Annotated in this window: 29 protein-coding genes and 1 pseudogene; 19 read left to right on the top strand and 11 right to left on the bottom strand. The window is 72.5% G+C overall.

Going from position 1 to position 25,828, the window contains the following annotated elements; all coding sequences use genetic code 11:
* The first annotated feature begins 13 nt into the window (after positions 1–13).
* From K4S16_RS43585 to K4S16_RS43570, 4 genes are all read left to right on the top strand, one after another.
* Complete coding sequence (locus K4S16_RS43585) at positions 14–622, top strand: TetR/AcrR family transcriptional regulator (protein ID WP_149265002.1); 609 nt, start codon at positions 14–16, stop codon at positions 620–622.
* Positions 619–2,184 (top strand): glycerol-3-phosphate dehydrogenase/oxidase, encoded by a 1,566-nt coding sequence (locus K4S16_RS43580; protein WP_149265001.1) that lies wholly within the window; start codon positions 619–621, stop codon positions 2,182–2,184. Before K4S16_RS43585 ends, K4S16_RS43580 begins: the two co-directional genes overlap by 4 nt.
* Positions 2,185–2,317: 133 nt before the next feature.
* Positions 2,318–3,172: a sucrase ferredoxin gene (locus tag K4S16_RS43575; RefSeq protein WP_235037453.1), complete on the top strand. Its 855-nt coding sequence runs from the start codon at positions 2,318–2,320 to the stop codon at positions 3,170–3,172.
* Between the two features lie 184 nt (positions 3,173–3,356).
* Complete coding sequence (locus K4S16_RS43570; RefSeq protein ID WP_075901375.1) at positions 3,357–3,653, top strand: WhiB family transcriptional regulator; 297 nt, start codon at positions 3,357–3,359, stop codon at positions 3,651–3,653.
* 306 nt (positions 3,654–3,959) lie between these two features.
* Here the strand turns inward: K4S16_RS43570 and K4S16_RS43565 are convergent, their stop codons facing one another.
* Genes K4S16_RS43565 through K4S16_RS43555 form a run of 3 tightly spaced genes read right to left on the bottom strand, consistent with a single transcriptional unit; the run spans position 3,960 to position 7,033 of the window.
* Positions 3,960–4,694 carry a phosphoribosyltransferase gene (locus K4S16_RS43565; protein ID WP_149264999.1) on the bottom strand — a complete coding sequence of 245 codons (735 nt, stop codon included), beginning with the start codon at positions 4,692–4,694 and terminating at the stop codon, positions 3,960–3,962.
* Between the two features lie 35 nt (positions 4,695–4,729).
* Entirely contained in the window at positions 4,730–5,932 is a 1,203-nt protein-coding gene (locus K4S16_RS43560) for a phosphotriesterase (protein ID WP_149264998.1), read from the bottom strand.
* Between the two features lie 39 nt (positions 5,933–5,971).
* Positions 5,972–7,033 carry a YihY/virulence factor BrkB family protein gene (locus K4S16_RS43555; protein ID WP_235037452.1) on the bottom strand — a complete coding sequence of 354 codons (1,062 nt, stop codon included), beginning with the start codon at positions 7,031–7,033 and terminating at the stop codon, positions 5,972–5,974.
* Between the two features lie 701 nt (positions 7,034–7,734).
* Here K4S16_RS43555 and K4S16_RS43550 point away from each other — a divergent pair.
* The 5 genes from K4S16_RS43550 to K4S16_RS43530 are packed head-to-tail and all read left to right on the top strand — an operon-like array spanning position 7,735 to position 11,295.
* Entirely contained in the window at positions 7,735–9,402 is a 1,668-nt protein-coding gene (locus K4S16_RS43550; RefSeq protein WP_200842472.1) for a nitrite/sulfite reductase, read from the top strand.
* 16 nt (positions 9,403–9,418) lie between these two features.
* Complete coding sequence (locus K4S16_RS43545) at positions 9,419–9,589, top strand: Insertion element protein (protein ID WP_149264995.1); 171 nt, start codon at positions 9,419–9,421, stop codon at positions 9,587–9,589.
* Positions 9,586–10,296 carry a phosphoadenylyl-sulfate reductase gene (locus K4S16_RS43540; RefSeq protein WP_149264994.1) on the top strand — a complete coding sequence of 237 codons (711 nt, stop codon included), beginning with the start codon at positions 9,586–9,588 and terminating at the stop codon, positions 10,294–10,296. Before K4S16_RS43545 ends, K4S16_RS43540 begins: the two co-directional genes overlap by 4 nt.
* 8 nt (positions 10,297–10,304) lie before the next feature.
* Positions 10,305–11,039 (top strand): sirohydrochlorin chelatase, encoded by a 735-nt coding sequence (locus K4S16_RS43535; RefSeq protein ID WP_149265044.1) that lies wholly within the window; start codon positions 10,305–10,307, stop codon positions 11,037–11,039.
* Between the two features lie 40 nt (positions 11,040–11,079).
* A complete protein-coding gene (locus tag K4S16_RS43530) occupies positions 11,080–11,295 on the top strand; it encodes a hypothetical protein (RefSeq protein WP_149264993.1) in 216 nt (71 codons plus the stop codon).
* A 9-nt stretch (positions 11,296–11,304) separates the two neighbouring features.
* On the opposite strand, the gene K4S16_RS43525 is transcribed toward K4S16_RS43530, so the two are convergent.
* From K4S16_RS43525 to K4S16_RS43520, 3 genes are all read right to left on the bottom strand, one after another.
* Positions 11,305–12,615, bottom strand: coding sequence for a hypothetical protein (locus K4S16_RS43525; RefSeq protein WP_149264992.1), 1,311 nt, complete (start codon positions 12,613–12,615; stop codon positions 11,305–11,307).
* 80 nt (positions 12,616–12,695) lie between these two features.
* Positions 12,696–12,845 (bottom strand): hypothetical protein, encoded by a 150-nt coding sequence (locus K4S16_RS44805; RefSeq protein WP_160161239.1) that lies wholly within the window; start codon positions 12,843–12,845, stop codon positions 12,696–12,698.
* Positions 12,846–13,124: 279 nt separating this feature from the next.
* The gene (locus tag K4S16_RS43520) at positions 13,125–13,826 is read right to left on the bottom strand and encodes a DUF1707 domain-containing protein (protein WP_235037451.1); all 702 of its coding nucleotides are present in this window, start codon (positions 13,824–13,826) and stop codon (positions 13,125–13,127) included.
* Between the two features lie 168 nt (positions 13,827–13,994).
* On the opposite strand from K4S16_RS43520, the gene K4S16_RS43515 reads away from it, so the two are divergent.
* Positions 13,995–15,620: an acyl-CoA dehydrogenase family protein gene (locus K4S16_RS43515; RefSeq protein ID WP_235037450.1), complete on the top strand. Its 1,626-nt coding sequence runs from the start codon at positions 13,995–13,997 to the stop codon at positions 15,618–15,620.
* 62 nt (positions 15,621–15,682) lie between these two features.
* Here the strand turns inward: K4S16_RS43515 and K4S16_RS43510 are convergent, their stop codons facing one another.
* On the bottom strand, positions 15,683–16,396 hold the full coding sequence (locus K4S16_RS43510) for a class I SAM-dependent methyltransferase (RefSeq protein ID WP_200842471.1): 714 nt from the start codon (positions 16,394–16,396) through the stop codon (positions 15,683–15,685).
* Between the two features lie 353 nt (positions 16,397–16,749).
* Here K4S16_RS43510 and K4S16_RS43505 point away from each other — a divergent pair, with 353 nt between their 5' ends.
* The 4 genes from K4S16_RS43505 (at position 16,750) to K4S16_RS43495 (ending at position 19,270) form a co-directional block, all read left to right on the top strand.
* On the top strand, positions 16,750–17,385 hold the full coding sequence (locus K4S16_RS43505) for a DUF4397 domain-containing protein (RefSeq protein WP_200842470.1): 636 nt from the start codon (positions 16,750–16,752) through the stop codon (positions 17,383–17,385).
* 72 nt (positions 17,386–17,457) lie between these two features.
* Positions 17,458–17,616, top strand: a complete 159-nt coding sequence (locus tag K4S16_RS45380; RefSeq protein WP_200842469.1) for a hypothetical protein — start codon at positions 17,458–17,460, stop codon at positions 17,614–17,616.
* A gap of 16 nt (positions 17,617–17,632) precedes the next feature.
* Positions 17,633–18,277: a class F sortase gene (locus K4S16_RS43500; RefSeq protein ID WP_149264989.1), complete on the top strand. Its 645-nt coding sequence runs from the start codon at positions 17,633–17,635 to the stop codon at positions 18,275–18,277.
* Positions 18,278–18,469: 192 nt separating this feature from the next.
* Complete coding sequence (locus tag K4S16_RS43495; protein ID WP_149264988.1) at positions 18,470–19,270, top strand: SAM-dependent methyltransferase; 801 nt, start codon at positions 18,470–18,472, stop codon at positions 19,268–19,270.
* A gap of 93 nt (positions 19,271–19,363) precedes the next feature.
* Here K4S16_RS43495 and K4S16_RS43490 read toward each other — a convergent pair whose 3' ends face one another.
* Positions 19,364–20,362 carry a YafY family protein gene (locus K4S16_RS43490; RefSeq protein ID WP_149264987.1) on the bottom strand — a complete coding sequence of 333 codons (999 nt, stop codon included), beginning with the start codon at positions 20,360–20,362 and terminating at the stop codon, positions 19,364–19,366.
* Between the two features lie 133 nt (positions 20,363–20,495).
* On the opposite strand from K4S16_RS43490, the gene K4S16_RS43485 reads away from it, so the two are divergent.
* On the top strand, positions 20,496–20,918 hold the full coding sequence (locus K4S16_RS43485; RefSeq protein WP_149264986.1) for a VOC family protein: 423 nt from the start codon (positions 20,496–20,498) through the stop codon (positions 20,916–20,918).
* Between the two features lie 65 nt (positions 20,919–20,983).
* Positions 20,984–21,151 (top strand): annotated as a pseudogene (locus K4S16_RS46285) (winged helix DNA-binding domain-containing protein); the annotation flags it as partial.
* A 22-nt stretch (positions 21,152–21,173) separates the two neighbouring features.
* Here K4S16_RS46285 and K4S16_RS43475 read toward each other — a convergent pair.
* Positions 21,174–21,947, bottom strand: a complete 774-nt coding sequence (locus K4S16_RS43475) for a GAF and ANTAR domain-containing protein (protein ID WP_160161238.1) — start codon at positions 21,945–21,947, stop codon at positions 21,174–21,176.
* A gap of 237 nt (positions 21,948–22,184) precedes the next feature.
* Here K4S16_RS43475 and K4S16_RS43470 point away from each other — a divergent pair, with 237 nt between their 5' ends.
* Both K4S16_RS43470 and K4S16_RS43465 read left to right on the top strand, forming a co-directional pair.
* Positions 22,185–22,574 (top strand): STAS domain-containing protein, encoded by a 390-nt coding sequence (locus tag K4S16_RS43470; protein WP_149264984.1) that lies wholly within the window; start codon positions 22,185–22,187, stop codon positions 22,572–22,574.
* 42 nt (positions 22,575–22,616) lie between these two features.
* The gene (locus K4S16_RS43465) at positions 22,617–23,429 is read left to right on the top strand and encodes a SigB/SigF/SigG family RNA polymerase sigma factor (RefSeq protein WP_149264983.1); all 813 of its coding nucleotides are present in this window, start codon (positions 22,617–22,619) and stop codon (positions 23,427–23,429) included.
* A gap of 4 nt (positions 23,430–23,433) precedes the next feature.
* On the opposite strand, the gene K4S16_RS43460 is transcribed toward K4S16_RS43465, so the two are convergent.
* Positions 23,434–24,201, bottom strand: coding sequence for an SDR family NAD(P)-dependent oxidoreductase (locus K4S16_RS43460; protein WP_149264982.1), 768 nt, complete (start codon positions 24,199–24,201; stop codon positions 23,434–23,436).
* Between the two features lie 179 nt (positions 24,202–24,380).
* On the opposite strand from K4S16_RS43460, the gene K4S16_RS43455 reads away from it, so the two are divergent.
* Positions 24,381–25,283: an RNA polymerase sigma-70 factor gene (locus tag K4S16_RS43455; protein WP_200842468.1), complete on the top strand. Its 903-nt coding sequence runs from the start codon at positions 24,381–24,383 to the stop codon at positions 25,281–25,283.
* A 19-nt stretch (positions 25,284–25,302) separates the two neighbouring features.
* On the opposite strand, the gene K4S16_RS43450 is transcribed toward K4S16_RS43455, so the two are convergent.
* Complete coding sequence (locus tag K4S16_RS43450; RefSeq protein WP_149264981.1) at positions 25,303–25,818, bottom strand: HAD domain-containing protein; 516 nt, start codon at positions 25,816–25,818, stop codon at positions 25,303–25,305.
* Between the last annotated feature and the right edge of the window lie 10 nt (positions 25,819–25,828).

Below are 25,828 nucleotides of genomic sequence, written 5' to 3'. Positions count from 1 at the left end.
TACACTGTGACACATGACGTCGAATCGTCACAACAGGACGGCGGCGCGGACCGCCGACGACACCGTGCTGGACGCCGCGCGCGACTGCGTGCTCGCGGTCGGGGTGCGCCGCACGACGCTGACCGACATCGCGCGCCGGGCCGGCGTCTCCCGCATGACGCTCTACCGGCGCTGGCCCGACGTCCGCACCATCGTCGCCGACCTGATGACCCGCGAGTGGACGGCGATCGGCGACGCGCTGCAACCCCCCGACGACGGCCGCCCCGTCCGGCCCCGCCTGGTGGACGGCCTGGTCACCGGCGTGCGGACGTTCCGCGACCACCCGCTGCTCCGCAAGATCATCGAGGTCGACCCCGAGCTGCTGCTGCCCTACCTGCTGGACCGCTGCGGCGCCAGCCAGCGCGCCTTCCTGGCGTGGTTCGAGGAGGCGGTCGCCGCCGGCCACCGGGACGGCACGATCCGCGCCGGCCATCCCGCCCGCCAGGCCCGCGCGCTGCTGCTGGTCGTCCAGTCGTTCGGGCTGTCGGCGCAGATCATGATCGACGCACAGGACCCCGAGGTCGACGCCGACGCGCTCGACGCCGAACTCCGCCACATCCTGGAAAGGACGCTCGCGCCATGAACGCAGCCGGACCCGACCCCCGGACCTCGCTCAACGCCGCGCGCCGGGAGCGCGAGCTCGCCGCACTGCCCGGGGAGGTGGTGGACGTGCTGGTCGTCGGGCTCGGCGCCACCGGGGCGGGCGCCGCGCTGGAAGCGGCGTCGCGCGGCCTGTCCGTCGCGGCGATCGACGCCCGCGACCTGGCGTTCGGCACGTCCCGGTGGAGCTCCAAGCTCGTCCACGGCGGGCTGCGCTACCTGGCCTCCGGGCAGGTGGACGTCGCGTACGAGAGCGCGGTCGAGCGCGGCACGCTGATGCGGCGCACCGCCCCGCACCTGGTGCGCGCGCTCCCGTTCGTGCTGCCGCTGACGCCGCTGGTGTCCCGCTCGCAGGCGCTGCTGGCCGCGGGCGGCATGCGCGCCGGGGACCTCCTGCGGCTCTCCGCCCGCACCCCGCGCTCGGTCCTGCCGGGCCCCCGCCGGCTGTCGGCGGTCGAGACGCTCCGGCTCGCGCCCGCCCTGCGCCCCCACGGCCTGCGCGGCGGGCTGCTGTCGTGGGACGGCCAGCTCGCCGACGACGCCCGCCTCGTCACGGCGCTCGCCCGGACCGCCGCCGGGCACGGCGCCCGGATCCTCACCCGCTGCCGCGCGGTCGAGCTGGCCGGCGACGGCGCGCTCGTCCGGGACGAGACGACCGGCCGGGAGATCACCGTGCGGGCGCGCGCGGTGGTGAACGCGGCCGGGGTGTGGGCGGGCGGCCTGGTGGACGGGGTGCGGCTGCGCCCCTCCCGCGGCACCCACCTGGTGCTGCGGGCCGAGACCCTGCGCGGGCTCACCGCCGCGATGCACGTCCCCATCCCGGGCGAGAGCAACCGGTTCATGCTGGTGCTGCCGCAGGGCGACGGCCGCGTCTACGTCGGCCTCACCGACGAGCCGGCGGACGGGCCCGTCCCGGACGTGCCGGAGCCGACCGAGGGCGAGATCGGCTTCCTGCTCGACGTCCTGGACTCGGCGGTGGACGTCCCGGTGCGGCGCGCCGACGTGATCGGCGCGTACGCCGGGCTGCGGCCGCTGCTGGACCTCGGGCGCGGCGGCGACACCGCCGACATCTCCCGCCGGCACGCCGTCCTGACGTCCCCGGACGGGATCGTCACGATCGTCGGCGGCAAGCTGACCACCTACCGGCGCATGGCCGAGGACGCCGTGGACGCGGCCGTGCGCGCCCGCGGCCTGGCCGCCGGCCCCAGCCGGACCGCGCGTCTGCCCCTCGTGGGCGCGGCTCCACGCGCCCGCCTGGACGCCCTGGACGCGCCGACCCGGCTCGTCCAGCGGTACGGCACCGAGGCGCCGCTGCTGGCCGCCCTGGGGAGGCAGGACGCGTCGCTGCTGGAGCCGGTCGTCCCCGGGCTGCCGGTGACCGGCGCGGAGCTGGCCTGGGGCGTGCTGCACGAGGGCGCCCTGGACGCGGGGGACCTCCTGGACCGCCGCACCCGGATCGGCCTCGTGGCGGCCGACCGGGAGGCCGCGCTTCCGGCGGCCGAGGCGCTGCTGGCGACCCCGCCCGGTTTGCCCGTGGCCCCTTAGGTTACCCTTACCTAATCGCTCGGCGCGGACCGGCGACATCGACGGGGATGACGAGGATCGGCGGGGGGAACGCGTGACGCGCGGCAGAAGCTGCGGACACTGCCCGGGGAGCCACACCGGCGAGCGGCCGTGCTTGGCGACCGCGACCGCGAAGGCGGGCGCCTGGCTGCTCATCGAGCATCCCGGCCCCTGGCCCGAGCGGGTCGAGGACCTCGCCGGCCCGGGCCCGGTGGCCGAGGCCGTCCGGGCCGCGAAGAAGGCGGGCGTCCGGCCGCAGCTGATCCGCCGGCCGGGCCGCCGGCGCGCGACCCCGCCGCTCCAGGTCTACGCCGCCTCCTCCCGCGGGGACGAGGTCTGGATCGAGGGGCGCGAGCTGGCCGATCCGGCCGAGCTGGCGGCGCTCGACCTGGACGCCCTCGCCGGGGGCCGGTCCCCCGGCCTCGGGGAGCGGGTGGCGGAGCCGGTCCTGCTGGTCTGCACGCACGGGCGCCGCAACGCCTGCTGCGCTCGCACCGGCGCCCCGCTCGCGCGTTCTCTCGCAGCGCGTTTCGACCGCCTTATCTGGGAAACCACCCATGTCGGCGGTGACCGATTTGCGGCGAATTTGGTATGTCTTCCCCACGGATTCCTGTACGGCGACCTCGGCGAAGCGGAGGCGAACGCGGCGGCGGACGCCTACCTGCGCGGCGAGGTCTTCCTGCCGAGGCTGCGCGGGCGGGCGGGGACGCCCGAGACCGCGCAGGCCGCGGAGCACTTCGCCCGCGTGCACACGGGCCGGCTCGGGGTGGACGACGCGACCGTGGTGTCGGTCACGGCGATCCAAGGAACAACCCGGTACGAAGCCGTCGTTCTCTTGAGGCGGAGCCGTTACCGGGTGGTCCTCGAAGCCGTCCAGCAGCCCGACCCGTGCGGGGCCGACTGCGGGGAGAACCAGAGAACCTACGTTGTTAGGGAACTCACCCTTCTCAACGAGGCGGCCCTCGTGTAATCTCTCTGAGGCCCCATTCGAGGGTCTCCTGTCGCACGTCCCCAGGTTTCCGGAGTAACCGGACGGGGAACAGAGCGGCAACTCCAGACGTTGGAACATTCGGCGCTTCTCTGACTCTGTCATCCGAAGTACGTCGAGCGTCCATGTCCCGATTTTGTTCGAAACCAATCAAGGTGGGTGTTCCATGGCTCAGGTACGTCGGCAGGCAAACCTCCCTCGTCCCAGCTGGGGCTGGCAGGACGCCGCGGCGTGCCGGGGGGAAGACCTCGTCCTCTTCTTCGGCCCCGACGGCGAGCGCCAGCCCGAGCGCGAGATCCGCGAGCGCAAGGCCAAGCAGATCTGCATGGGCTGCCCGGTCCGTACGGACTGCCTGGACTACGCGGTGTCCAGGCCCGAGAAGTACGGCACGTGGGGCGGCCTGAACGAGGACGAGCGCGCGTCCGAGCGCCGTCGCCGCATGCGTCGCGCCAACGCCGCCTGAACGAGAAGGCACAGGCCGCCAGAACGCTCCCATCGCGATCCCCGGCACGCCACCTAAAACGTCACGGCCCCGCTCCGCGGGGCCGTTTGCGTTGCCCGGGCCCGGTCCATCACGACCGGGCCCGGGCACTGCGTCACATCTGCGTTACGACCCGGTCACATCGGACCGCGGCATTCCGCCGGCGCCTTTTACCGCACCGGCCTCGCCGATGTGGCCATTTTCTTGAAATCCACGTTCCGGAAAATCCGCGGGACGCCATTCACGCGGCGCACCCGGCGGCTCACTCCGGACCCGGTTCCGCGAAGCTCACCCCCGGCCCGCTCCGGGGGCTCCGCCCGGGGCCTCGCCGCCCGGCCGCGCGGCGTGCTCCAGCCAGGCCGTCACGTCGGCGTCGGTGAGCTGGTCGAAGTCGCGGTACCACTGCCCCACGGCGCGGAAGTCCGAGGGCGCCGCGGGCACCACCACGTCGTCCACCTCAGGCTCCAGGCTCCGGACGGTCTCGGCGGCGCCCACGGGCACCGCCAGGACCAGCCGGGACGGGCCCCGCTCGCGCAGCGCGCGCACGGCGGCCCGGGCAGTGCCGCCGGTGGCGAGGCCGTCGTCCACGACGATCACCGGGCGCCCGGCGACCCGCGGCAGCGGGCGGCCGTGCCGGTAGGCCGCGACCCTGCGGTCCAGCTCGGCGCGCTCGGCCGCCACGGTGGGGGCCAGGTCGTCCGCGCGGAGTCCGAGCCGGGCGAGCAGGCCGCCGTCGAACACCGGGGAGCCGCCCTCGGCGATCGCCCCGACGCCGAGCTCCGGCTGCCGCGGATATCCGATCTTGCGGGTCACCAGCACGTCGAGCGGGGCCTCGAGGCGCCGCGCGACCTCGTACCCGACGGGGACGCCGCCGCGCGGCAGCGCGAGCACCACGGCCCCCTCGAGGCCCATCGTGGCGAGGCGGGCGGCGAGCACCCGGCCCGCCTCGGCGCGGTCGGTGTAGGGGAGCCGGACGGTGCCCGCGTGCCGGACGCCTCCGCCCGCGGATCTGCTCCAGGGCATTGGGGATACCCCCTTCCGGGGTGTCCCCTACCCACTCAGGAACCCGTGAGCCACCGCAGCGGGTTGTCGTGCAGGATCGCTCCGAGGGTCGCCTCGTCGGCGCCCGCGGCGCGCAGCGCGGGCAGGAACGTGTCGAAGAGGTACCCGAAGCCGGCGCCGCCGTAGCGGGCGACCTGCGCCATCCGGGAGACCCCGGTGCTCAGCAGCACCCGGTCGGCGTGCCCGGCCTCCAGCAGGTCCATGACGCGGCGGACGCCGGCGCCGAGGGCGGCGGGGTCCGTCCCGGCGAGGCCGAGCGTGCCGAACGAGACGTAGCCGCCCAACTCAGCGATCTTGCGGTGCTGGGCCGGGTCGTCCACCCGGTCCTGCTGCCCCACCGCGACGCGCTCGGGCGCCAACCCGGCGGAGGCCAGGATCTCCAGCTGCGCGAGGCCCGCCCGCCCGTAGGTCGCGACCGACAGCCCTGAGTAGCGGGCGGCCTGGGCGGCGGCGCGCAGGCACAGCTCCTCGGTCTCGGTCGGCGCCTCGCCCCAGGTGCCGATCTCGCCGATGACGCCGGGCAGCGAGTTCGTGCCGTCCATGCCGAAGCCGACCTCGGCCAGCAGGCGCTCGGCGAGGCGGTCGACGGCGGACGGGCCCCCCGAATAGTCGTACCGGGGGGCCTGGGGGGTCGTCCCCCCAGAATGACGCGAGTCGTACCGGGGGGCCTGGGGGGTCGTCCCCCCAGAATGACGCGAGTCGTACCGGGGGGTCTGGGGGGTCGTCCCCCCAGACCGACGCGGCTCGGATTGAGGGATCGACCCCCGCGCCTCGTACTGAGGGGTCCCCGTGGGCTGGGAGCTCGTCCCCTCGAAGGGGACCGCCGTTCCGGGGGCGAGGACCTCCCGGACGAACGGGGGGTGGAACGGCTCGGTGAACACGCCCGTCCCGGCCACCACGGCGACCCGGGCGCCCGCGCTGATGCGGGCGAGCGCGGCGGCGTTGCGGCCCATGCCCGAGCAGGTGAGGTCGACGACGAGGCCGAGCCCGTGGTCCTTGCGGAGCGTGTTCAGCTCGCGCTGGACGGCCTTCTCCTCGTCCAGCCACCGGCTCGGGTCGGAGGCGGCCAGCTGGGGCCGCGCCGGCCAGCGCAGATCGAGCTGGAGGTGCTCGTGGGAGAGCACCGGACCGGTGATGTCGGACGTCGCGATCGTGCCGGTCACGGTCCGGAGCCGGCCGGTCTCCTCACGGGGGGTCATGTCACGCGAGGCTACGACATGTTTGCCCTTTTCAGGACCTCATTCGGGGTGGTTTTTACTCGTGGCCCCCTGGTCCCGGGGGACCTGGTCGCCCTGGGCCTCCAGCTCGGCGCGGATCCGGGCGGTGTCCCCGCTCGGCCAGTGCCGGTCGATCTCGGCGTTCAGCGCGGCCCCGATCAGCACCGCGAGCGCCGCCACGTACAGCCATGCGAGGAGCGCGATCGAGGCGGCCAGCGACCCGTACACCGACACCCCGCTCAGCGAGCCGGCCAGGTAGATCCGCAGGACGAAGCTGCCCACGATCCAGATCAGCAGCGCCAGCGCGGCGCCGGGCGTCTGGCGCCACCAGGACGTCCGCACCGGGACGCTCATGTGGTAGAGCAGCGAGAGGAAGATGATCGACAGGCTCACCACGACCGGCCAGTACAGCACCTGGACGGCCTCGGCGCTCTCCGGCAGCACCTGCCGGACCAGCGCGGGCCCGGCCACCAGCATCGGGATCACGATGATCAGGGTCAGCAGCCCGATGAGGTAGAGCACGAACGCGCGCAGCCGGGTGCGGATCACGCCGCGGACGCCCGACAGCCCGTAGGCGATCGTGATCGTGTCGACGTAGACGTTCGTCGCCCGCGACCCCGCCCACAACGAGATCAGGAAGCTGACCGACACGATGTCGGGGCTGCCGCCCCTGATCACGGAGTCGATCAGCGGGATCACGACCGAGTCGACGGCCGGGCCGGTCAGCACCGTCTGGGCCTGGTCGATCACCCAGGAGCGCACCTCGCGGATCGTCTCGGTGCCGAACAGGCCGCGCAGGTGGCCCATCGTGCCGATCAGCCCGATGACGAGGGGCGGCAGCGACAGCAGGGCAAAGAACGCGGCCTCCGCAGCGAGGCCGGTGACCCGGTAGCGGAATCCGCCGATCGCGGTGCCCTTGACCAGCGTCCAGCCGACGCTCGCCGCGGTCCGCGCGTCGGCGCGCACGCGAGCGGCGAGGCGGTCGCGGCGGTCGCGCAGGCGCCGCCGCGGGCCTTCCGGGTCCTGTCCGGAAGGGGAGTCCCCGGCCCGGGGCGTGCCCGCTGCGTCGGAGACGGTGGTCACACCGCCCCACCGTAGAGGGTTGCGCGCCCGGCGCATGCCGCATCGCCCACTTCACTGGTCCGCTTCGCGCGTGGCATGGCGTTCGCCTCCCCCGCTCGGCCGTCTCGCAGGCGTGCCGCCCGATCCGTGCACATCCCTTGGCCCATACCCGTTGAGACGGTGCGGAACGTCGTCCGGACCATGATCGTATGCCCCCTACCACGGAAAACCGGGCATTTGCCTTCATGGGTGACAATAGAAGACATGATCTGCCAGTCGTGCCGCGAACGCCACCACGAGAAGTGCCGTGGCGGGTCGTGGTGCGACTGCCAGCACCACCCGGCGCCCGGCGAGCCGCCGGCGCCCGGGACCGAGGCGGCCCCGCCGGGCGGGGAATCCGCGACCGGCCCCGAGGCCGAGCCTCGTGTGAACTGGAGGCGGCAGGGATGACGCATGTCACGCGTCCGCATGCCGGACGTAACTGGACAGTCCGCGAGACGGCATGTCACCCTTCAGGTATGAACGCCGCGGACCCGCTGCTGGCCAAGCGCCGGCACGTCGACTTCCTCCGCGTCCGCAGCGCGATCTGTCGGTGACGCTCCGACCACGCCCCTGTACAGCCGGGCGCGTGGCGCATCGGCGTCACCTTTGACTTCATCCTGCTCAGCGTCGAGCCGGCTGCCTCAGAGCGCCGGTGCGCCGCGCGTCCCTCTCGACAACAGATGAGGACGCGCGCCGTGCCAACCGCGACCAGACGCAAGAAGGGCGAGGGCCAGTGGGCCCTCGGCTACCGCGAACCGCTCAACAAGAACGAAGAGAACAAGAAGAACGACGACGGGCTCAACGTCCGCCGCCGGATCATCGACATCTACTCCAAGAGCGGTTTCGACTCGATCGACCCGTCCGACCTGCGCGGCCGGTTCCGCTGGATGGGCCTCTACACCCAGCGCAAGCCCGGCATCGACGGCGGCAAGACCGGTGCGCTGGAGGACGAGGAGCTCGAGGACCGCTACTTCATGATGCGGGTGCGGATCGACGGCGGGCAGCTGAGCGGCCCGCAGCTCCGCACGATCGCCGACGTCTCCACCCGGTACGCGCGCGGCACGGCCGACATCACCGACCGGCAGAACGTCCAGCTGCACTGGGTGCGGATCGAGGACGTCCCGGCCATCTGGGAGGCCCTGGAGGCGGTCGGGCTGCACACGATGGAGGCGTGCGGCGACGTCCCGCGCGTGATCATCGGCTGCCCGCTGGCCGGGATCGCGGCCGACGAGGTCATCGACGCGACCCGCGACCTGCGCGAGATCCACGACAAGTACATCGGCTCCCCGGAGTTCTCCAACCTGCCGCGCAAGTACAAGACCGCGATGTCGGGCTGCACCTCGCACTGCACCGTCCACGAGATCAACGACATCGCGTTCGTGGGCGTGGTGAACGAGGCGGGCGAGACCGGCTACCAGGTGTTCGTCGGCGGCGGCCTGTCGACCAACCCGATGTTCGCGCAGAGCCTCGGCGTGTTCGTCAAGCCGGAGCAGACCAGCGTGGTCTGGCACGCCGTGACGTCGATCTTCCGCGACTACGGCTACCGGCGGCTGCGCAGCCGCGCCCGGCTGAAGTTCCTGATGAAGGACTGGGGCGCCGAGAAGTTCCGCGAGGTGCTGGAGAAGGAGTACCTCGGCTTCACGCTCCCGGACGGCCCCGAGCCCGCCGCGCCGCTCACCCACCGCGACCACGTCGGCGTCCACCCGCAGAAGGACGGGAACTTCTACGTCGGGTTCGCCCCGCGCGTGGGGCGGGTGAACGGCGAGCTGCTCGGCGTCATCGGCGACCTCGCCGGGCGCTACGGCTCCGGCAGGGTCCGCACGACCAACGAGCAGAAGATGGTCATCCTGGACGTCCCGGAGGAGAACACCGAGGCGCTCGCCGGCGAGCTGGCGAAGCACGACCTCCAGGTCCGCCCGTCCACGTTCCGCCGCCAGACGATGGCGTGCACGGGCATCGAGTACTGCAAGCTCGCGATCGTCGAGACCAAGCAGCGCGCCATGGACCTCATAGACGAGCTGGAGAAGCGGCTGCCCGACTTCGACCAGCCGCTGACGATCAACGTCAACGGCTGCCCGAACGCCTGCGCCCGCATCCAGGTCGCCGACATCGGGCTGAAGGGCCAGCTCGTCGTGGACGAGGACGGCGACCAGGTCGAGGGCTTCCAGATCCACCTCGGGGGCCGGCTCGGCGCGTCGTTCGGCAAGAAGGTCCGCGGGCTGAAGACCACCTCGGCCGGGCTCACCGACTACGTCGAGCGCGTCGTGCGCAGGTTCGACGAGCAGCGCACCGACGGCGAGACGTTCGCCGAGTGGGTGCACCGCGCCGACGACGCCGACCTCCAGTGAGCGGGGCCGATCGCGCATGAGCGAACGGATGACGCCGTTCTACTGCCCGTACTGCGGCGAGGAGAGCCTCGAACCCGGCGGGGAGGCGCCCGGGGCGTGGTTCTGCCCCGACTGCCTCCGCTCCTTCAGCCTGAAGTTCCTCGGTGTGGGCACGCCCCGCACCGCGAGCAAGGAGAACCCCAGGTGACCCTGCTGGAGACCGACAGGCCCACGCTCGACCTCCAGGACATCGTCGAGTCGGCCGCCGCCGCCCTGGAGGGCGCCCCCACGCTGGAGGTGATCCGGTGGGCGGTCGCCACGTTCGGCGACCGCATCTGCCTCACCTCGTCCATGTCGGACGCGGCCCTCATCCATCTCGTGTCGAAGGTGAAGCCGGGCATCGACGTGCTGTTCGTCGACACCGGCTACCACTTCGCCGAGACGATCGGGACGCGCGACGCCGTGGAGGCCGTCTACCCGGTGAACGTCATCAACGTCACCCCGTCCCGCACGGTCGAGGAGCAGGAGGCGGCGCTCGGCCCCCGCCTGCACGGCCGCAACCCCGACCTGTGCTGCCACCTGCGCAAGGTGGAGCCGCTCGGCCGCGCGCTGGAGGGCTACATGGCCTGGTTCAGCGGCATCCGCCGGGACGAGACCGCGAGCCGCCGCGACCGGAGGGTCGTCGAGTGGGACCGCAAGCGCGGCATGGTCAAGGTGAACCCGATCCTCGACTGGACCCAGGAGGAGATGGACAACTACATCGAGGACAACGGGGTGCTCGTCAACCCGCTGCACTACGACGGCTACCCCTCGATCGGCTGCGCGCCGTGCACCCGCCCCGTCGCGCCCGGCGAGGACCCGCGCAGCGGCCGGTGGGCCGGGATGGGCAAGACCGAGTGCGGCATCCACCTGTGAGCGCCCCCATGGTCGCGGTGGCGCACGGCAGCCGGGACCCCCGCGCCGCCGCGACCGTCGCCGCGCTGCTCGACGCCGTCCGGGCGCGCCGCCCGGACGTGCCCGTGCACGCCTCGTTCCTGGACCACGCGCCGCCCGCCCCCGACCGGGTGCTGGACGGCCTGGCCCGGGACGGCGCGGACGAGGCGGTCGTGCTGCCCCTGCTCCTCACCGCGGCCTACCACAGCAAGACCGACATCCCTGGCGTTCTGAACCGGGTGCGGGGCCGGCACCCGCGGCTGGCCCTGCGCACGGCGGACACGCTGGGCCCCCACCCGCTGCTACTGGACGCCCTGGAGCGGCGCCTGGCCGAGGCGGGCGCGGCGCCCGGCGACCCGGACACGGCGGTCGTCCTCGTCTCGGCGGGGTCCAGCGACCCGTCCGCCAACGCGACGGTCGCGGGCCTGGCCCGCGAGTGGCGTGCCCGCGGCCTGCGCGAGGTGGTGCCGGCGTACGCGACGGCGGCCCGCCCGGGGCCGGGCGAGGCGGTGCGGGCCCTGCTCGCCGCGGGCGCGCCGCGCGTGGCGGTGGCGTCCTACATCCTCGCGCCCGGCCACTTCGCCGACAAGGTGCGGCGGGAGTCCCTGGCGGCCGGCGCCGCCGTCGTCTCCCCCGCTCTCGGCGCGGCGCCGGAGATCGCCGACCTGATCGTCCGCCGCTACACCGGGGCGCTGGAGGCCCCCCGCACGGCGGCCGCGGTCTGATCGGGCGTTCGACACGCCGGCGGCCGGGTATGCGGGTGCCATGACGAGCGAGGAACCCGGCCACGAGCCCCGAGAGACCGACGACCGCCGCTTCGCCCCGGTGAACGAGGGCTCCGACGCCCGCGGCCGCACCGTCCCGGACGGGGAGGAGACCAGCGGCACCGGCACCCCCGGCGTCCGGTACGAGCACCCCGACACCCTGCCGCCGGACGAAGCGGGCGTCGAGGAGGCCGAGGCCCACGACGACACCCGCTGACGCCCCGGCTCAGCCGTCGAACGGGCGCGGCGGCTCCGGCGGCGCCGCGAGCACGATCCGCATCTCGTCGCCGGGCGCCTCGCTGATCCGCCCGGCGCCCGCCAGGTAGTCGACGACCTCCTGGGCCTTGTCGTAGTACTGGGGCTGGCGGCTGTTGTACAGGGCGCCGGCGAGCTCCTCGTAGTCGTACTGGGTGATCACGACGCCCTTGCCGAGGATGAAGCAGACCAGCTCGCCGTCGAGCATCCGCCACCAGTCGTCGGCGAGGGCGTCGACCACGCCCCCGTTGTTGCCCAGGGAGACCGCGACCGGCTCGCCCTGGCTGAGGAAGACCGGCACCTGCCGGGTCAGCTTCGCCAGGAACGCGCGCACCCTGCCCCAGGGGAACTTCCTGCCCGACTTGCTGGGGGCGTCGTCGCTCTTGTCGCGGACCGCCTGCACGGCGTCCCTGATGAGCCGGTCCGGGGTGCGGGACTTCTCCCCCACCAGCCGCTCGATCTCGTTGTAGATCCTCTCGCGCAGTTCCTGGAACGGCCCCATGTCGTTCTGCCGCAGCACGTCCACGCACAGGTGCGACAGCGAGCGGGGCTCCTGCGGCGGCGGGACGACATGCGCGGCGGCGGAGACCGGGGGCGGGGACTGGACCGGGGCGGGGGCGGGGGCCAGGCGGGACCGCCCTGCGGGGGTGAGCTCGACGTACGGGTTGTTGTCGCCCGCGGTGGTCGTGGTAATGGCCACCAGATTTCTCTCCACGGCGAGGGACACCAGCGTGGACATGAATTTCGGCCGCGCCGTGAAGGTGCCGACCTGCTTCCTGAAACGGGGGTCGTGGGCGGCGAGGAGTTTGCGCAGATCGGTCATGCGGACCCGCGCGGAAGAATGGCCGATCACATGGACCAGCGTGTTGACGGCGTCCTCGCGCCGCATCCACGTGTCGTCCCAGTCGAAGGTCTCACCGCCGGTCGAGGGCGGCGCGAACGAACTCAGGTGGACGAATTCGACGCCGCCGCCGTGGACGGCGTCGAGCATCTCCGCCACGTTCTTCACGCTGGCCCGGAACGACGCCACGCAGATGGGGCCGCCGGAGCCGCGGGCCTCGGCCACCCGCTCGTACACCACCTTGGTGACCGCGGCGTCGTCCACCGTCCCGGTGATCTCGGTCCAGAGGTGGTCGCCGGTCCCGGCGGGCCTGGCCCGTTCGGGGACCGTGATGTATTCGGTCGTGGTCGCCGGCACACCCGGGTAGGCGGCTTCGAACGCCTCCAGGATCGCAGTCTCGGTCCCCGCGTGCGCGCGCGTCAGATCGATGAGTCTGTACATCTCGTCCTCCGTTAACACTGGGGACCTCATCATCGAGTAATGAGGTCCCCAGTGGAAGTTAGTGAGCGAGCGCCTCGTGGCTATGCCCGCTTATGGAGGGCCCACTTCAGGAAAGCGCCGGCGACGATACCCAGCAGCAGACTCACGGTCTGCGCGGGAAAGATCGTCGCTGCCACGGCTGTTCCGGTGAGCACCACCGCACAGATCAGGAATTCGGTCTCTCGGTCCATGATCGCCTCTAACGCGTCGTTCTCGGGCGACTCAGACTGGGACAGCGACTTCCTGGCGGACTTCGACTTCAGACGTCGACTGCGGACTCCGACTTCAAGACGGCAGGACTAAGACACGAACTGGTGACTGGCGACTGGGACTCAGAAATGCGACTGCTCGACTGCGACTGCAGGACTTAGACGCGGACTGGTCAACTCAGACTGGGCGGGCAGCGTAGCTGCCGCAGGGCCAGTGTAGCCCGCGAAGCGCCCCCTCGCCACACTCCCGCCGCTCCCGGGTCATGTCCGGTCGTTCCACCAGGTGGTGATGGCGCGGCGGAGCGGGGCGTGGTGCTCGTCGTCGACGATCTTGATGTCGCCCATCACGGCGTTCGCGGTGATGCGGACGACGGGAACGCGGGCGCCGGGGTGCGGGTCGCGGACCGCGACCCGCCGGTCGCCGAGGAAGTTGTGCCCCGACAGCTCGATGCTGACGCCGTCCGGGACGATGATCTTGACGTCGCCCATCACGGCGGTCGCGGAGATGTGCACCTCGCCGGTGGGGACCTGCGCGCCGCGCAGGTCGAGCACGACGTCGCCCATCACCGACACGGCCTCCAGCGGGCCGTCGATGCGGCCGACGATGCGCTCCTTGCAGTCCCCCATGACCGCGGTGAACTTGCGCTTCACCTGCACGGGCGCCGGGTTGGCGCCGGGCGCGCCCATGCCGGGCAGGTCGGCGGTGATGCGTTCGAGGTCGCCGCGGGTGACGGCCGCGTAGGCGGCCTCGGTGCGCTCGGTCAGCTCCTCGAAGGTGAGCCGCCCCTCCACCGAGGCGATCCGCAGCCGCTCGACCACGGCCTCGCGCTCGTCGTCGGACGCCCGCACCGCATCGGGCGCGCCGGCCGCTTCGGCCGCCGAGGGGACGGGTCCGGCGTCCTGCCGCCGCTCCAGCGGGCGGCTCGGGCAGGGCCGCTCGGGCTGCGGACTGGACTGACTCATGATTTCGACGGTATGCCCCGCGCGGCGCCGGACAATCCGCCGCGCGGACGAGATCGCCCCACCACCTGAGGAGGATGGACGTCCCGCCACCCCAGAGGCATGATCAAGTTCTTGCCCGAACCCCGTTCTGTATTCTGCGAGGGGACGGCACGAACGTTGGGAGAGCGCGTGACGCACGAGGTGTTCAACCAGGTCCCCCCGCTCGCCGGGCACGACGTGTCCGACGAGGCGGCACTGCTGGACGGGCTGCACCGCGAGGGCGCCGGATGGGCCGAGGCCGAGGTGCGCGAACTCGGCCTCCTCGCCGGCACCGAGCGGGCTCAGGAGTGGGGCCGCCTCGCCAACGAGCACCCGCCCGTCCTGCGCACCCATGACCGCTTCGGGAACCGGATCGACGAGGTCGAGTTCCACCCCGCGTGGCACGAGCTGATGACCGTCGCGGTGACGCACGGCCTGCACGGCTCCGCCTGGACCGACTCCCGCGAGGGCGCCCACGTCGCCCGCGCCGCGAAGTTCTACACCTGGCGCGTCGACGCCGGCCACGGCTGCCCGATCTCGATGACCTACGCCGCCGTCCCCGCGCTGCGTCAGTCGCCGGAGCTGGCGGCCCAGTACGAGCCGCTCCTCGCCGAGCGGCAGTACGACTTCGGCCTGCGTCCCCCGCTCACCAAGACCGCGCTCCTCGCCGGCATGTCCATGACCGAGAAGCAGGGCGGCTCGGACGTCCGCGCCAACACCACCACGGCCGCGCCCCAGCCGGACGGGACGTACCGGCTCGTCGGCCACAAGTGGTTCACCAGCGCCCCGATGTGCGACGTGTTCCTGACCCTCGCCCAGGCGCCCGGCGGGCTGACCTGCTTCCTCGTCCCCCGCGTCCTGCCGGACGGCGGGCTCAACCCGCTGCGCCTGATGCGCCTCAAGGACAAGCTCGGCAACAAGTCCAACGCGTCCTCCGAGGTCGAGTACGACGAAGCGGTCGCGTGGCGGGTCGGGGACGAGGGCCGCGGCGTCCGCACCATCATCGAGATGGTCAACATGACCCGGCTCGACTGCGTGATCGGCGCCGCCTCCGGCATGCGCCTCGGCGTCACCACCGCCGCCCACCACGCGGCGCACCGCCGGGCGTTCGGCAAGGCACTGATCGACCAGCCGCTGATGCGCAACGTCCTCGCCGACCTGGCGATCGAGTCCGAGGCCGCCACGACCACGATGCTCCGCCTGGCGGGCGCCACCGACCGCTCGTTCCGCGGCAGCGAGTCCGAGACCGCCTTCAAACGCCTGGCCCTGGCGGTCAGCAAGTACTGGATCTGCAAGCGCTGGCCGGCCCACGCGGCCGAGTCCCTCGAATGCCTAGGCGGCAACGGCTACGTCGAAGAATCCGGCATGCCCCGCCTCTTCCGAGAATCCCCCCTGAACTCAATCTGGGAGGGCTCCGGCAACGTGGCGGCACTCGATCTCCTACGCGCAACGCTACGCGAACCGCAAACCCTAGAGGCGTTCTTCGAAGAAGTGGCCCTCTCCCAGGGAGCCGACAAGCGCCTAGACGCGGCCATCAAGGAGACCAAGGAAAGCTTCGCCGACACGTCCACAATCGAGTACCGAGCCCGCCGAGTAGCCGAGAACCTGGCCCTAGTCCTCCAGGCATCACTGCTGGTCAGACACGGCCACCCTGCGGTGGCCGACGCCTTCTGCGCGACCCGCCTGGCCGGCGACTGGGGCGGCGCCTTCGGCACCCTCCCGCCAGGCTTGGACGTCACCCCGATCATCGACCGCGCCACCCCGAAGGTCGGCTGATCCACTCACTGCTCGTCGGACGCCAGGTGGCCATGGGGCCTGGATCGTGCCGGCAGGCGGGTTCAGGGGGTGGCTGGTTTGCGGGCGGTGAGCAGGCGGGTCGGGACCCACGGACTGCCCCACCACGCGCGCCAGCCGAGGCCGCGCACGCGGATGTCCTGGGCGTTCAGCCGGGCCAGCACCGCAGCGTACTCGCGGGGGGTCCGCGCCAGGTCGGCGATCAGCAGGCGGCCGCCCGGCCGCAGCACCCGGTACGCCTCGGCGATCGCTTGGGCGCGGGCGCTCGCTCCGAAGATGGTGTGCACCGTCAGGCTGGACACGACCAGGTCGAAGCTTGCCTCCGCGTACGGGAGTCTGCGCAGGTCACCCCCTTGCACGCGGACGCGGTCGGCGACGCCTTCGGCGCGGGCGTTGCGCAGGGTCGCCGCCGGGGTGTTGCCGGACTGGTCCCGTCCGCGCCACAGGTCCACGCCGACCGCCCGGCCCTGCGGGAGGTGCCGGGCGGCGGCCAACAGGACGGCGCCGCGCCCGCAGCCGAGGTCGAGCAGCCGTTCGTCGCCACGCAGATCCAACTCGTCCAGCACGTCCCGCCAGACCAGGAACTTGCCGCGCAGCGTGGCGTGCAGGCTCAGGGCCAGGCATCCCGCCAGCAGGGTGCCGGAGACCAGCGCGGGCAGCGCGGCGGCCAGACCGGCGGTGACCGCCATCACCAGCCCGGTCGCCCAGAACCCCAGCACGACCAGGCCCACGAAGCCGAACCCATAGGGTGCATCCATCCCATACCGCGCACCAGGCATCCCGCTACTTTGCCACGAACCGGCCGTTGTCCGGACGTCGCCCCGATCATCGAGCGCGCCATCCCGAAAGCCGGCTGGATCCTCACCCGAGATCAGCGGCCGGCGTCTGCCGAGCCGCATATCCGCGACGCCTGAAGTCGGGTGAGCAGGTCATGCCTTCCCTTCCCCGCCCTGAGCCTCTTTTTACCTTTTAAGCGTGTATCGCCGAATATGCAGGAAAACACCCCGTAGAGGCCGAATAGGGGGAATTCCGGAACAGCCCCTTCCGGTCTCCATCGATGAGCGCTCCTCAGCCAAGATCATGAATCCTCGCGATGAGGGGAGTCCTACGAATGCGCAGACTGGTGATGGCCACCGTGGCCGCACTCGCGCTCGCCGTGTCCGCGAGTCCTGCCGCCTTCGCGGCGCCGACGCGGGCCGACCGGATGCCGGGCGCCGCGCAGACGACGGCGACCGTCCGCGTCCTGCACGGCGTGCCCGGCCTGACCGTGGACGTCTACGCGAACGGCAAGAAGGTGCTGTCGGACTTCACGCCCGGCTCGCTCAGCGCCCCGTTGAAGCTTCCCGGGGGCAGCTATGACATCAAGGTGTTCAAGGCTGGCCAGGGGCCCGGCGGCACCCCGGCCATCGAGAAGACCGTCGAGGTGACCGGCGGGACGAACGTCACGCTGACCGCCAACCTGACCGAGAACGGGAGCCCGGCGCTCAACGCCTACGCCAACGACACCTCCAAGGTCCCGGCGGGCAAGGGCCGGCTGACCGTCCGGCACATCGCCGCCGCGCCCGCCGTCGACGTGCGGGCCAACGGGACCGCGGTCGTGAAGAACCTGTCCAACCCCGACGAGGCCGTCGCCGAAGCACCGGCGGGAACGGTCAAGGCCGACGTCACCCTCGCGGGCACCGACAACGTCGTGATCGCCCGCCGGGTGCGGTCTGCAGGCCGGGGATGGTCTGCACGGCCAGCTTGAGGTTCCCCTCCTTCGCGCTGCCCCAGGCGTAGACGATGGTGTTGGCGCCTTCGGCGACGGTCAGATCGGTGGTTGCCCGGCGGGACCGGCGGTCAGGCCGCCGGGCTTGACGGCGGTCCGCCCGGGTGGCTGGTCGGCGGGACCGGACTGGCCCTCCTGGTGACGATCGGCGCGGGCACGCGGCTGCTCGTCCTGCGTCGGCACGGCACCCTGCGCGGCGGCCAGCGCTGACCGCCGGGGCGGCCCCATGACCGGATCCTCGCGCCTGGCGCTCGTCCTCGCCGGCACCGGCCTCCTCTTGACCGGCGCCGGCGGGGCCGGGCTCTGGCACTCGGGGACCGAGGACGGCCTCGCGAACAGCGGGCATCGGCCCTCCTTCCACTCCACCTCCGCGACGGGCCGGGGCGCGGGCGGGACGCCCGGGCGGGGAACCGCAGTGCCGGCCCGGCCGGCGGAACTCGTGGTGCCGACCGCCGGGCTGCGCGCGGCGGTGGTGCCGGTGGGCGTCGACTCCACGGGAGCCATGGCGCTTCCCGGCGACGTCTCCCGCGTCGGCTGGTACAGCTACGGCACCCGCCCCGGCTCGCCCACCGGTTCGGCGGTCCTCGCCGGGCACGTCGACTCCCGTGAACGCGGGCTCGGCGCCCTGGCCGCACTGCGCCGCGTCTCCCCCGGCGACCGGCTCACCGTCCGCCTCGCCGACGGCCGCACCCTCGCGTACCGCGCGGTCGCGCGCGAGACCATCGGCAAAACGGCGATGCCGCTGCGGGAGCTGTTCGCCCGCGACGGCGGACCCCGGCTCACCGTCATCACCTGCGGCGGCCCCTTCAACGCCCGGACCGGCCACTACCGCGACAACCTCGTCATCACCGCGGTCCCCGTCCAGCGCTGAAGCGCCCCGGAAGTGCACCGCTCGGCCTCGACGCCGCCGTCAGGAGAGCGGGCGGCCCTCGGCGAGTAGGGCCGGGCTCGGAGTCTCACTCCACATTTCGCGAAAAGCCCCTTGGCATAGGGGTTTTTCGCATTTTGCTCGGCTTCGCGAAGCTACGATGCGGAGCAAGATCTCCTGAGCCCTGAGGTGCACATGGCCGAATCGTCCCCGCAGATTCCCACCGGCGTTCCGACCGCGGCACGCGTCTACGACGTGATGCTCGGCGGCAGGGACAACTACGAGGTGGACCGGGTCGTGGCGGAGGCCAGCCTCGCGATCATGCCGGAGCTGCGGGACATCGCCCTGCACAACCGCGCGATGCTGCACCGCGTCGTCCGCCATCTGGCCGCCGACGAGGGGATCGCCCAGTTCCTCGACCTGGGATCGGGACTGCCGACCGTCCGCAACACCCACGAGGTCGCGCAGGAGGTCAACGCAGAGGCTCGCGTGGTGTACGTCGACATCGATCCGATCGTGCTGGCGCACGGCCGTGCGATCCTGGCCGACAACGCCAACACCACCGTGGTGACCGCCGACATCCGCGAGCCCGACGACCTCCTCGGCTGTCCGGAGGTCCGCGCGCTCATCGACTTCGACCAGCCCGTCTGCGTGATGCTCGTCGGCATCCTGCACCACCTCGCCGACGACGAGAATCCCGGCCGGATCGTCCAGGTCCTGCGGGACGCCGTGCCCAGCGGCTCCTACTTCTTCATCACCAACTTCACCCGCCTGGGCGACGCCCCCGAATCCGTCGCGCTGGAGAAGCAGCTCCTGGAGCAGCTCGGCTCCGGCCGTGTCCGCACCCCCGCCGAGCTGGCCGGCTTCTTCGACGGCCTGGAGATCCTGCCGCCCGGCCTCGTCCCGCTCCCGCTGTGGCGCCCCGAGGAGCCCGTCCTGGACGCCAGCACCATCGACGTCCGCTTCATGACGGGCGGCGTCGGCCGCAAGCCCTGATCCTTCTCGGCCGTCGCCGATTCGGGCGGCCGCACTCGGGCAGTCGCCGAACTCCCGGCGGTCCGGAGCGTTCGGAGGGATTGAGCTTCCGTCTCACGGCGTCGGATCGGCCTCTGGCGCCGGGGTGTGTGCGGCGCGGGCGTAGCGGGCGGCCAGGTCCGCGAACGCCGTGGCCAGTTGGGGCGGGCCGATGACTTCGACATCGGCGTCGAACCGGCCGATGGTGGCGGCGAGGCCGGTCCACGACCAGGAGCCGAGGGTGAGTCGGCAGTGGCGGGGGCCGAGTTCCTCGACGATCCCGTCCTGGGCGAAGGGCGCGACGTCGGCGGCCGGGAGTCGGAGGATGACTTCGCCTTGGCAGGGCCAGTCGGTGGTGATGCCGTCGTTGCCGCGGAACCGGCTGGTGACGAAGGCGGAGACGCTCCCGCCCGGGAGTTCGCGCGGGGCGAAGCGGGGGCCGGTGGGCGTGCGGGGGCGGATGCGGTCGACGCGGAAGGTGCGCCAGTCCTCGCGGTCGAGGTCCCAGGCCACGAGGTACCAGCGGTTCCGCCAGGTGACCAGGTGGTGGGGCTGGACGCGGCGGGGGCTGTCGGACGAGCCGCCCCGCCCCGGGGTGTGGTCGAAGCGCAGTTCCTCGCGGGCGTGGATGGCGCGGCCCAAGTCCACCAGGACCTGAGCGTCGACCTGGAAGGCGTCGCGAGCCGCGGGCGGTTGGACGGCGGTGACGCGCAGCATGTCGATGCGGTGGCGCAGGCGAGACGGCATGACCTGGCGCAGGGTGGCGAGGGCGCGGACGGCGTCTTCGGCGATGGTGGTCCCGGCGGCCGCCGTCTGCAGCGCGACGGCCAGGGCGACGGCCTGGCCGTCGTCGAACAGCATGGGCGGCATGTGGGTGCCGGCCTCCAGGCGGTAGCCGCCTGCCGGTCCTTTCACGGTCGTGATCCGGTAGCCCAGTTCGCGCAGGCGGTCGATGTCGCGGCGCACGGTGCGCGAGGTGATGTCGAGGCGCTCGGCGAGATCCTCCCCTGACCAGTCGCGGTGCGTCTGAAGCAGCGAGAGCAGCGCGAGCAGCCGGGAGGACGTCTTGTGCATGGGATCCACCTTTCCGGCAGTACAGGACACAACCTGTCCTCTACCTCGGCCACAGTGGCACACGAGCCGTTCGGGAGGCACATCGCTCCTGGTCACGGCGGAGTATCCATCACATTGAGGCAAGGAGCAGGTCATGTCCGTCACGACCACCACTCACCTGAACTTTCGGGGCACCGCACGTGAGGCGCTGGACTTCTACCAGTCCGTCTTCGGCGGACGCACCGTCGCGGTCACCTACAAGGACGCGGGCGCCGTGCAGAACGAGAACGAGGCGGACTGGGTGATGTGGGGCGAGGTGGCCGGTGACAACGGATTCCATGTCATGGCCTACGACGTGCCCTCCCAGCTGCCGTGGGACCAGGGCGAGAACCCGTTCTTCGTCTCCGTGCGCGGCGACGACGCCGAGGAGATCAGCGCCCTGTGGGGCAGGCTCGCCGAAGGCTCGACCACCGTGCGTCCGCTGGAGCCCGCGCAGTGGGCGCCGTTGTACGGCATGCTCACCGACCGCTTCGGCGTCACCTGGGTCCTGGACGTCGCCGCCCCGTACAACGGCTGAGCAGACCGCCCCGACATGCCGACGCCGGCGCCCGCCCCACGAGCCCGCCGCAGCCTGAGAACACCGTGACCGTCCTCGGCAGCCGCGCTCTCAACCGCGCCACCCTCGCCCGCCAGCACCTGCTCACCCGCAGCGGCACGTCCGTGCCCGAGGCGGTGGCCCACCTGTGCGGTCTGCAGGCGCAGGAGCCTCAGGAGCCGTTCATCGGGCTGTGGTCCCGCCTTGCCGGCTTCAGGCTCCGCTCAGGGGACCGCGTCAGAGGTCGTCGGCGGTCTCGGGGGTCGAGACGATGCCCTCCGCCAGGCTGCCGAGCCGGACGTTGAGGTTCTGCGACGTGCGGGACAGCAGCTCGAACGCCTTGGCGGCGTCGAGGCCGCGGCGGGCCATCAGGATGCCGGTGGCCTGGCCGATGACGGTCCGGGTGTCGAGCGCCGTGCGCAGGTTCACCATCTGGTTCTCGGCGTCGGCCCGGTCGCGAGCGCCGTCGGCGGCCGTCCGGACGGCGGCGAGGGCGAGGGAGGCGTGCGTGGCCAGCAGCAGCGCCGTGTCGCAGGCGAGGCCGTCCAGCGTCCCGCGTTCCCGCGAGTACATGTTGAGCGCGCCGACGGCCTCGTCCGACTCCGTGGGAAGCAGCAGGGCGGTGGCCAGGACGGACGCGTAGCCGTAGGAGGCGGCGGCCGGGCCGAACTCCGGCCAGGCGGGCTCGGCGGCCAGATCACCGCTGCGCGCGAACGCGGCGCCGGCGGGGTCGGCGGCGTCCAGGCACGGTCCCTCTCCCAGCCGGTACTGGAGCCGGTCCAGATCGATCGCCGCCTGGTCGCTGTGGAACGGGGTGCGCAGCTCGCCGTCCCGTTCTCGCAGCGTGATGCTGGCCATGTCGGCGTCGGGGACCAGGATCTGGGCGGCCAGGAGGATGCGCCGCAGGACCCCGGCGACCGTCTCCGCGTCCAGAAGCGAGCGGGTCAGTTCGACCATGTGGCCCGCGGAGTCCGGGAAGCGGTCGGAATCCGATTCGAGCCGGTCGGTCACCAGGTTCTCCCTCCACTCGGCGGCTGACGGCCGCAGTTTCCCCGCTGGGAACCGCCGCAATCGCATGTATTGCGTAACTCGTGCGTACGGGACGGCCCCAAGGCTGAGGCCACGGAGAACCTCCGCGCCTGTTTGAGGTCGCCTCGACGGGTAGATGGGAGGGGAGAACCGATTTCTTTCCCCTCGGGGTCCAACAGCGCGGCTCCGCCTTCATTCGACGTTCCGAGTGAGGTGGCCATGCGCACCCCCTTCACGACCCCGAGCGGCATCTCCGTGGAGTTCACCGGACGGCACGCGCTCCTGCGCCTGCCGCCCGACCCCCGCCCCGACGACTCCGACGACCTGCGCGAGTGCTCGCGGCGGCTGCTGGACGACGGCGTCCCAGCCATGGTCCTCGACCTGACCGGGTGCAGGTCCTGCGACCCCGACACCGCGGGCGCGATCCTGCGGGTCCACGTCCACGCCGCCGAGGTGGACACTCCCCTGACCGTGCGGCTCCCGCCGTCCGGCACGGTGCCGCGCGTCTGCGCCACCACGGGTGTGAGCCGCCGCGTCCCCGTGGAAGAGCCCGAGACCGCCGCCTCCCGCGGCCCCCGTCCGCATCCCCAGAGGCGGTTCCGCCGCTGAACCGCCAACCGCGCCCGCACTCCGCCCCAGGAAGGAGTCTTTGTGACACATGCCCAGGCACCGGTGAGGGACGGCGCGCTCGCCGCCCCCCGCGCGACCGAGCCGCCCCCCGCCGAGGTGCTGCTGGACGAGATGAACCGCCCGGAGACCGCCCCCGGACGGCGGAACCGGCTGAGAGCCCTGCTCGTCGAGACGCACGCCGCCATGGTCGAGTCGATCGCGCGGCGCTACGCGCACCGCGGCGAGCCTCTGGAGGACATCCGGCAGGTCGCCTACCTCGGCCTGGTGATGGCGATCAACCGCTTCGACCCCGCCCGCGGCGACAGCTTCCACGCCTACGCCTACCCGGTCATCCTCGGCGAGGTGCGGCGGCACTTCCGGGACAGGACCTGGGGCATCCGGGTCTCCCGCCGCATCCAGGAACTGCGGCCGCGGCTGGTGGACGCCACCCAGCGGTTCTCGCAGGACAACGGCCGCTCCCCCACGCCCCGCGAACTCGCCGACCTGCTCGGGCTCAGCCTGGAGGAGGTCACCGAGGCCATCATCGCGTGGGACTCCTACAACCCGCTGTCCCTGGACGCGCCCGCGGAAAGCGCCTCGGAGACCGACACCAGCCTCGTCGTCGACCACCTCGGCGCCGAGGACCCGGACCTCCAGCACGTGGTCGAGCGGAAGGCCCTGTGGTCCCTGCTCAGCGAGCTGCCCGAACGCCAGCGCACCATCGTCCTGCTGCGCTTCTTCGGAAACCAGACGCAGACGCAGATCGCCGAACGGTTCGGCATCTCGCAGATGCACGTCTCGCGCCTGCTCAGCAGGTCCCTGCTCCAGCTGCGCCACGGCATGCTCCCGGCCTGAGGCCCTACCAGGGCAGCGGGCCGTCCTCGCCGAAGAAGCCGGCGGTCGGCCCGTCCGCGCCGAGCGTGGCCAGGCGCACCACGACGGCGGCGCCCTGCGCGGGGGTGAGATACCCCGTGTGGGCGTTGCTGTCGGTGTCGACGAAGCCGGGGGCGACGGCGTTGACGAGCACTCCGTCCTTCCGCAGCTCGTTGGCGTACTGGACGGTCAGCGCGTTCAGCGCCGCCTTGGACGGCGTGTACGCGGCCGACGGGAGCAGCGCCGTGAAGGGGCCGTCCGGGTCGCTGGTGAGGGACAGCGACCCGGCGTGGCTGCTGACGTTGACGACGCGCGCCGCCGGCGACCTCCGCAGCAGCGGCAGCATGGCGTTCGTCACCGCGATCACACCGAAGACGTTGGTCGCGAACACCGCGCGGACCATCTCCAGGTCGACCGAGCTGGGGATCTGGTCCACGGCGTCCTGGGGCGCCACCTGTCCCGAACCGGTGATGCCCGCGTTGTTGACCAGGACGTCGAGGCGCCCGTAACGCTCCTCGACCCAATTCGCCGCGTCCTGGACGGTGGCGTTGTCGGTGACGTCCAGGAGGACGGCGTGCACGTCGCCGCCCGCCGCACGCAGCGCCTCGGCTGCCTCCTCCCCGCGCCCCTGGTCACGCGCACCGATCAGCACCGTCATGCCCCGGCCCGCGAGCTCCTCGGCGACCGCCCGGCCGATCCCCTTGTTCGCCCCGGTGACCATCGCGACCGTCCGGCGCCCGGCGTCCTCGTTCATGTGGGTCTCCCGTTCTCGTGGTCCGCGCGGCCTCTCCACGCGGCTCTGGACACGAGATGACGGCGGCCCCCGCTCCGTGACAGCGCGCGCTTGTGACGTGCGCCACTGCCCCTGGATGTCACACACGGACGGGGCTCGGCGTCCTGTGCACGTCAAGTGACGCGCTACGGGAGAGAGCCATGGACGGACGAACAAAGGACGCGACCGGTGGCCGCATGGACGCCGCCACCGAGGCGTTCGTCGCGCACCGCAACCTGCTCTTCACCGTCGCCTACGAGATGCTCGGCTCGGCCGCGGACGCAGAGGACGTCCTGCAGGAGACCTGGCTGCGGTGGACGGGCGTCGACCTCGAAGGGGTGCGCGAGCCCCGCGCGTACCTGGTGCGGACCACCACCCGGCAGGCGCTCACCCGGCTGCGCACGCTGCGCCGGCGCAAGGAGTCCTATGTCGGGCCCTGGCTGCCCGAGCCGCTGCTGACCGCGCCCGACGTGGCCGAGGACGTCGAACTGGCCGAGAGCCTCTCGATGGCGATGCTGCTGGTGCTGGAGACCCTCGCACCGACCGAACGGGCGGTGTTCGTGCTGCGCGAGGTGTTCGACCTGGACTACACGGAGATCGCCCAGGCCGTCGGCAAGAACCCCGACGCGGTCCGCCAGATAGCCCACCGGGCCCGCAAGCACGTCGCCGCGCGCCGGCCCCGCGACACCGCCTCCCCCGCCGACACGCGGGCCGCGCTCCGCGCCTTCCAGCAGGCGGTCGAGACGGGCGACCTGCAGAACCTGCTCGACGTCCTCGCTCCGGACGTCGTCCTGCTGACCGACGGCGGCGGGGTCGTCCGCGCCGCGCTGGCGCCGGTCGTCGGGGCGGGCAAGGTCGCCGACCTGCTGGGCAGGCTCTCCGGCGCGGTCTCCCTGCACCCGACGCGCGTCAACGGCCACCCGGCCCTGCTCCTCACCCGCGACGGCGAGCTCGACACCGTCCTGGCGACCCGCATAGACGACGGCCGCGTCACCGGCCTCTACGCCGTCCGCAACCCCGAAAAACTCTCCCGCATGACCCAAGAAACCCTCCTCCACCGCTGACGGGAGGCTCGTCCCGCACTCACACGACGAGCGCGCGCAGCCACTCCCCCAGCACCCGGTAGTCGGCCTCGGTGATGCCCATTGCCGGGTCGACCCGGTGGAGGAGGGCCGGTCCGCGATGCCGTGCGGCGACCCAGGCTCGGTCCCGGTCGGTGATCTCGTCGTCGACCCAGGCGAAGGGACGTCCCGCCGCCCATGCGACGATCGTGCGCGTCTTCCAGTGCAAGCCGCGCCGCTGGTCCCGCTCTTCGGCGTCGGGCTCGTCCGGCCAGTCCACCGTCGCCAGCCGCGGCAGGCCCAGGAGCGGTGCGACGCACTCGTTCGCGTCGTCCATCCAGGTGGTGGCCCACACCAGCTCGCAGGGCAGCGCCGTCAGCCTGGTTCCGTGCCCGGGATCGAGACGGGCCAGCAGCGGGTTCGACTCGGCGTGCCGCGATGAGGCCGACCGGTAGGTCGGATGCTCCCGTGCCCCGAAAGGGATGAGCGGACCATCGACGTCGAGAAAGAGCAGCGGCCGCTGTGGGGCTCCGTTCACGGGCGCACAC

Origin of the sequence: Actinomadura sp. K4S16 (assembly GCF_008327685.1) — a bacterium.
Lineage (GTDB): Bacteria > Actinomycetota > Actinomycetes > Streptosporangiales > Streptosporangiaceae > Spirillospora.
The sequence above is the reverse complement of the archived record's forward strand: the minus strand, read 5'-3'. Positions and strand labels throughout refer to the sequence as shown.